At 70.5% G+C, this 6,872-nt stretch carries 6 protein-coding genes; all 6 read right to left on the reverse strand.

What is annotated here, in order from left to right; translation table 11 throughout:
* Positions 1-1,080: ROK family protein (locus ACFFNX_RS37365; protein ID WP_378210768.1), on the reverse strand; the 1,080-nt coding region annotated here is incomplete at its 3' end.
* 56 nt (positions 1,081-1,136) lie between these two features.
* Entirely contained in the window at positions 1,137-2,438 is a 1,302-nt protein-coding gene (locus ACFFNX_RS37370) for a sugar ABC transporter permease (protein WP_378210769.1), read from the reverse strand.
* A gap of 8 nt (positions 2,439-2,446) precedes the next feature.
* The gene (locus tag ACFFNX_RS37375) at positions 2,447-3,250 is read right to left on the reverse strand and encodes an ATP-binding cassette domain-containing protein (protein WP_378210770.1); all 804 of its coding nucleotides are present in this window, start codon (positions 3,248-3,250) and stop codon (positions 2,447-2,449) included.
* 60 nt (positions 3,251-3,310) lie between these two features.
* Positions 3,311-4,405 (reverse strand): sugar ABC transporter substrate-binding protein, encoded by a 1,095-nt coding sequence (locus ACFFNX_RS37380; RefSeq protein WP_378210772.1) that lies wholly within the window; start codon positions 4,403-4,405, stop codon positions 3,311-3,313.
* 354 nt (positions 4,406-4,759) lie between these two features.
* Entirely contained in the window at positions 4,760-6,154 is a 1,395-nt protein-coding gene (locus ACFFNX_RS37385) for a lipase family protein (protein WP_378210773.1), read from the reverse strand.
* 116 nt (positions 6,155-6,270) lie between these two features.
* On the reverse strand, positions 6,271-6,872 hold a 602-nt coding region (locus ACFFNX_RS37390), incomplete at its 5' end, for a serine/threonine kinase C-terminal domain-containing protein (protein WP_512699871.1).

A 6,872-nucleotide genomic window follows, 5' to 3' on the forward strand; every position in this document is an offset into this window, starting at 1 on the left:
GGGGCCGAGCGCCGAGGCGGCCAGGCGCACCTGCTCGCGCGGCGCCACGAGCGAGGACCGCGAGGCCGCGTCCGCCACGATCTCCGCGGTCGCCTCGTACAGCTCGCCGAGCGGGCCGCCGAGGATGACGATGTCGGGGTTGAAGGTGTTCACCAGGATGCCGACGCCGACGCCGAGCCAGCGTGCGACACGGGCGGCGGCGTCCACGCACGCACGCTCTCCCGCGGCGGCCCGGTCCAGGACGTCGCGGTAGGCGTCCATGCCGCTGCCCGGGCTGCGGCCGGCCTCACGCAGCAGCGCGTCCGCGCCGACCTCGGTCTCCAGGCATCCGATCGCGCCGCATCGGCACGGCCGGCCGTTGGGGTTGACCCGGAGATGACCGATCTCCCCCGCGTACCCGCCGCGCCCGCGAAGGGGACGTCCGGCGACGAGGATGCCGCCGCCGATGCCGATCTCGCCGGACATCACGACGACGTGTTCGTACCCGGCGGCCACACCGCGCCAGTGCTCGGCCAGCGCGCCCAGGTCGGCGTCGTTGGCGATCACGGCCGGCAGGTCCAGCCGCTCCCCCAGCCGGGCGCCGAACGGCACGTCCGTCCAGCCGAGGTTCGGCGCGAACCGGAGCAGGCCGTCCTCGTGCCGGACGACGCCGGGCACGGACAGCCCGACGCCCACGCACCGGGCGCCGGGCGGGGCCGCCCGGCGCAGCCGGCCACACGTGTCGGCGATCGCCTCGACGGTGACGTCCAGATCGCTCCAGTCGCGCTCGGGCTCCACGTCGACGCGGTCGAGCACGTCGCCGCCGAGCCCGACCCTCGCCACGGCCAGATGCTGCACGCCCAGGTCGACCGCCAGGACGTACACGCCGTCCGGAAAGGGCACCACCTCCAACGACGGACGGCCGGCCCGTCCCTGGGCGCTCGCTGAGCGCTGCAGGACGAGCCCGGCCTCCGTCAGCTCGGCGACCAGGTCGCCGATGGTGCTCCGGTTCAGCCCCATCTCCGCGGTGAGCAGGGCACGCGACCGGTGACCGTGCCGGTGCACCTCGGTGAGGATCGTGCCGAGGTTGTGCCGGCGCACGTCGTCCTGAGTCGACCCGCGAATGCGTCGGCGCGTCACGGGATCGCTTCCGGGGGTCAGCGGCCGGTCGCGGAGCGGCGACGCCGGGCCAGCGCGTCGATGCTCGCGGCGAGCAGGAGGAAGCCACCGGTGATCAGGTAGTTGAGGTACGCCTTGGCGCCCAGCAGGCCGAGGCCGTTGTCGATGGTCGCGATGACGAGACCACCGATGAGGGCGTCACGTGCCTTGCCCTTGCCACCGAAGAGGCTGGTGCCGCCGATGACGGCCGCGCCGACCGCGTACAGCAGCGTGTTGCCCGCGCCGGCGTCGGGGGTGACCGAGCCGAGGCGCGAGGCGAGGATGATGCCGCTGATGGCGGCGAGCGTGGAGCCGATCATGAACACCGACATCCGGATGCCCGTCACGCTGATGCCCGCGCGGCGCGCCGCCTCGGCGTTGCCGCCGACCGCGTACACGTGCCGGCCGTACGTGGTGCGCTGCAGCACGAACGTGCAGATGATGAACAGGACGGCGACCAGCGGCACGCCCCACGGCACGCCGCCGAGGAAGATGGTGGTCACGCGCGCCCGGTTCTGGTTCAGCACGGCCGTCGCCCCGATGATGATGATCGCGATGACGACGATGCGGGCCACGACCAGGGGCATCGGGCTGCGCGACAGGCCCTTGGCCGCCTGCCGCTGCTGCCGCAGCAGCTGGAAGCCCGCGTACAGGACGACGCAGACCACCGCGAGCGTCCAGCCGAGCCACACCGGCATGTTCTTGTTCGCCAGCGCGATGATCACGTTGTCGTGCACCGGCACCGTGCCGCCCTCGCCGATGAGCTTCAGGGCGATGCCCTGGAGCCCGAGGAAGAAGGCCAGTGTGACGACGAACGACGGGATGCGCACGATGGCGACGAGTGCGCCGATGACCGCGCCGATGACCAGGCCGGTCACCAGAGCGGCGAGAACCGCGATGACCCAGTTCACTCCGCCGTCGATGAGCAGCTTGCCCATCACCGCCGCGGACGAGCCACTCGCCACGCCCGCGGACAGGTCGATCTCGCCGAGCAGCAGGACGAAGACCAGACCCATCGCGAGGATCGCGACCGGCATCGCCTGGGTCAGCAGGTTCGCCAGGTTGAGCTTGGACAGGAACGTCTCAGGACGCAGGCCGTAGAACAGGATGACCAGGACCGCGAGCCCGAAGATGGCGGGCAGCGAGCCCAGGTCGCCGGAGCGCAGGCGCGATCCGTAGTCGCCCAGTGCCGTGGACACCGTCTGGACCCGGGTGTCGGCGGAGAACGCGGAGTCGGCCTGGTGCGCGCCGGGCGGGGTGTCCTCGACCGTCTCGGCAGGCTGGGGGGTGTCTGTGGACATGGTGAACCTCAGATGCTTTCGGCGGCGGTCGCGGGCGCGAGTCCGAGGTCACCGGACCGGCCCGTGGTGATGAGCTCCACCACCTGGCTGTGCGTCACGTCGGAGCGGGCGACGTCGGCCGCGACCCGCCCCAGGTAGAGCGTGGTGATGCGATCCGCGACCTCGAACACGTCGTTCATGTTGTGCGAGATCAGGATGACCCCGTGGCCCGTCTCGGCGAGCCGCCGGACCAGGTCGAGCACCTGCCGCGTCTGCGCGACGCCCAGCGCGGCGGTCGGCTCGTCGAGGATGACCACCTTCGACTCCCACAGCACGGCCTTGGCGATCGCCACGGTCTGCCGCTGGCCACCGGACAGGCTGGCCACCTGCTGGCGAACCGACTTGACGGTGCGCACCGAAAGCCGCGCGAGGGTCTCGCGAGCGGACTGCTCCATCGAGGCCTCGTCGAGCACGACGCCCTTCGTGCGCTCGCGCCCCAGGAACATGTTCTGGGTGATGTCGAGGTTGTCGGCCAGCGCGAGGTCCTGGTAGACGATCTCGATGCCGAGGCTCGAGGCGTCCTTCGGGCTGCCGATGCTCACCGGTTGCCCCTCGAACATGACGCTGCCCGAGTCGATGGGGTGGATCCCGGCGATGCACTTGATGAGGGTCGACTTACCCGCACCGTTGTCACCGACCAGGGCGGTCACCTGGCCGGGATGGACGGCGAGGCTGACGTCGTGGAGCACGTGCACGGCTCCGAAGCTCTTGTTGATCCCCACGAGCTCGAGCGTGGGGGTTCCGTTCTCGGACGGCGTTTGGTTCTCGGACAACGTTTCGTTCCCCCTTGGACGGCGAGCGGGGCGCCCGCTTCGGCGGGCGCCCCATGACGGTCACTGGATGCCGGCCGCCTTGCACTTGGCGGCGTAGCCGCCCTTGCACACGTCGGCGAGCTTGACGCCGCCGTCGGTGATGACCTGCTTGATGTTGTCCTTGAAGATGCCGATCGGCTGGAGCAGGATCGAGGGCACCTGCCGCTTGCCGGTCGGGTCGTCGGAGGTGCCGTTGGTCTGCGGCTTCTGGCCCTTGGCCAGCGCGGTGACGACCTTGACGAGGCCGTCGGCCTCCTGCTTGTTCGGCTTGTAGACCGTCATGCACTGGGTGCCGTCGAGGATGTTCTGCAGACCCTGCGGCGTGGAGTCCTGGCCCGTGACCGGCACCTTGCCGGCCACGCCGTTCTTCTTCAGGATCGAGATGGCCGCCTGGCCGAGGCCGTCGTTCGCGGCGTACACGCCGTCGATCTTGCCGTTCTGCTGCGTGTACATCTGCTCGAAGATGGTCGCGGCCTTCTGGTTGTCCCAGTCGGGCACGGCCTGCTCGGCGACCTTGGTGTAGTTGGTCACCTTGTCGAGGATCTCGTGCGCGCCGTTCTTGAAGAGGGTGGCGTTGTTGTCGGTCGGGGAGCCGTCGAGGTAGACGATGTTGGACTTCTTGTCGCCCAGGCACTTCTGCAGGCCCTGGCCCTGGACGCGGCCGACCTGCGTGCCGTCGAAGGACACGTAGTAGTCCGCGGAGCCGCCGAGCGTCAGACGGTCGTAGTCGATCGTCTGGACACCCTGCTGCTTGGCCTTGCTCTCGATGGCCGCGCCGGAGGCGGAGTCGAGGTTGACGATCGCCAGGATGGTCACACCGTTGGTGATCATCTGGTCGGCGATGGTCTGCATGCGCTGCTTGTCGCCCTCGGCGTTCTGGATGTCGGCGGGGATCCCGGCCTGCTTGAACTCCTGGGTCAGGACCGGACGGTCGAAGCTCTCCCAGCGGACCGAGGACTTGGTGTCGGGAAGGATGATCCCGACCTTGCCCTTGATCTTGCCGCTGTCGGAACCGTTGCCCTTGCTGTTGTTGTCATCTCCGCTACCGCAGGCCGCGAGGCCCGCCGTGGCCATGGCAGCGATCGCCGCGATACACGCCGTGCGCTTCAGTCTCACGTCGACACCTTCTCCGAGCTCCCCAAGGAAACAGTTTGTTTGGCCGCACAACGTATTCCTCGTGAGCTGCCGCGTATAGGGCCCCAAAGGCGGAGACATGGGACGGTTACGACATCGAAATCTGATCGTCACATAACTCTTCGGGGTCATAGGGTCGCCCTTCGCAATGGCGGCCCAAGGGTGCCCAGGACAGGCCACGGTTGCCGATGTTTCCGCAGGCCGTACGGGATGACAACGTGAGACAGAAATGACCTCTCGACGGTCGGCCGCCAACGGCCGTCCGGCCCGGCGACGACGACCGCCCGACGGTGACGCTCCGTGACGAGAACGGCGGCCCGGGGACGCGGGTGGCCATCAGGGCTGGACGGGCATCGCCTGGCAGTTGGACGTGGCCGCCTTGCCCGACAGGCGGTCGGTCAGCCAGGAGACCGCGTCGCCCTGGTCGGCGATCAGGGGCGCGAGGTGGTTGGTGAGGAGCTTGTCGCCGAGATCGGGCAGGACGATGGGCCGGTAGGTGACGTCGCCGCCCTTCCGGCACCAGTCCACGGCCAGTTGCCGGGCCTGGGCGTGCGGGACGATGTCGTCCTGGACGCCGGTGGCCAGCCGTACCGGGCCGGCGGGCTTGAGCGTGCCGATGCGCTGTGCGTCGAGCGTGGCCTGCGCCGAGGGGTTCGCCGCGATGACGGCGGCGATGGACTTGCCGCCGACGGTCCACTGGGTGCTCGTGGCGAAGCCGTAGGTGAGGATCGCCTCTCCGACGCACATGGTCGACAGGTCGCGCAGCGCGGCCTTGCCGGCGGCGTTGACGTCGGCGTCGAGGATGGCCTTCAGGGCGGGGTCGGACTGGGTGAAGCCGTTGATCGACCAGCCGAGGGCACCGGCGAGGGCGCTGCCGTCGATGCCCTTCATGACCGAGGTCAGGTCGGCGGGCGGCGCACCGGCGTAGGTGCCGGCCAGCCTCACGTCGGGCGCGTACGAGGGCTGGAGTTCGGCGGCGGCGGCGCCGGCGCCGCCGCCCTGGCTGTAGCCGTACAGACCGACGCGCGAGTCGCCGGCGATCGACGCCCCCGGCACGTCGTGTGCCGCACGGGCCGCGTCCAGCAGCGCATGGCCCTGGTCGAGGCGGTTGACGTAGGTGTGCAGCCGATCGGTCGCGCCCAGGCCGACATAGTCGGTGACGACGACCGCCGCACCGGCGGAGAGCAGGCGGTAGATGGCGAGGTCGTCATAGCCGATCGACAGCGTCTGGCCGGTCAGGGTCAGCGGGTACTGCAGGGCCATCGAGGCCGCGCACTGGTCGCCCTGCCCCATCGTGCCCGAGGCGAACGCCACCAGCGGCCGGGATCCCCCACCGCGCCAGGCGGCCGAGGGCTCGATGTAGGCGCCGGTCACCGCGACCGGCTGCCCGTTCGAGTCGGTGGACCTGTACATCAACCGGGTCGCCGTACCCGGTAACGGGCGGCCGTCCAGGCCCGGCAGGCTCAGGCCGAGGGGCAGGGGCTCGGTGCGGACCAGTGCGCCGTCGGCGGACGGCAGCGACGCGGGCGGGTCGTAGAAGGCCGGGATGGTCACCCCGCGCGAGACCTCGCCGGGGGACACGACGGAGGCGGACGCGGGTGCGGCGGTCAGGCCGACGCATGCCGCGACGGCCGCGATGACGGCCGGCGCCCTCCCGCCGCCCGGCCTTCGCGGGACCGCCGGGGACAAGGAGCCGATGAGGGCACGGAGACGGGGGGTGATGCGACGCACAGGGCTCTCCTCGCTCTGCCACGTGGAAGTGGCTGCAAGGTAACAGCGTCCGCCGCCGCTGGTAACTCACCAGTAGGTTACGCGTCGGTAACTTGGATGGATCATTCGGCTCCCCGTCACTTGGCGGGGCGGAACGTGGTCGCGAAGACCTCGAAGATGGGCTTGCTCGCCTTCCACCGGCTTTCCGGCACCTGCCAGTACAGGGCGTAGGCGTGCTTGCTGTTGGCCAGGATGTTCCGGTTGAGCACGTGCGTACGGCCGCCGGAGCCCCGGTAGGTGAACTCCCAGTCGGCGGCCTTGCGGGCCTGCGGGTAGTCGACCGACTCCAGGCGGACCCGGTGGTAGTCCGTGAAGCCGCCGCGGCGGGCGGACTCCTGTTCCTTCCAGTCGGCCAGCGCGTCGGGCTTGGGGTGGTCCGACTGGTCGACGATGAGGAGCCGGGAGCTGTGCGGGTCCTCGACGTACAGGTAGTGGCCGTGGTGCTTGGCCGTCCAACCGTCCGGCACGGCGATCGAGAAGCCCGTGTCGTCGTGGTGCCAGTGGTAGCCGTCCGGCAGGGCGACGGCCGCAGGCGACGTCGCCGTCGGCGTCGTCCCGGAGGGCGTCGCCGCGGACGGCGACCCGGTCGAGGACGGGCTCGCCGACGCGTGGCTCGGGGTCGGGCCCGCGTGTCTCGCGGAGCGGTGCTCGTGGGCCTTCCCGCCGCCGAACACGCCGA

Origin of the sequence: Actinoallomurus acaciae (genome assembly GCF_042429965.1) — a bacterium.
GTDB lineage: Bacteria > Actinomycetota > Actinomycetes > Streptosporangiales > Streptosporangiaceae > Actinoallomurus > Actinoallomurus acaciae.

Coding starts and splice junctions, on each gene's coding strand:
- ACFFNX_RS37370 (WP_378210769.1), bottom strand. CDS start 2,438: ATGTCCACAGACACCCCCCAGCCTGCCGAGACGGTCGAGGACACCCCG.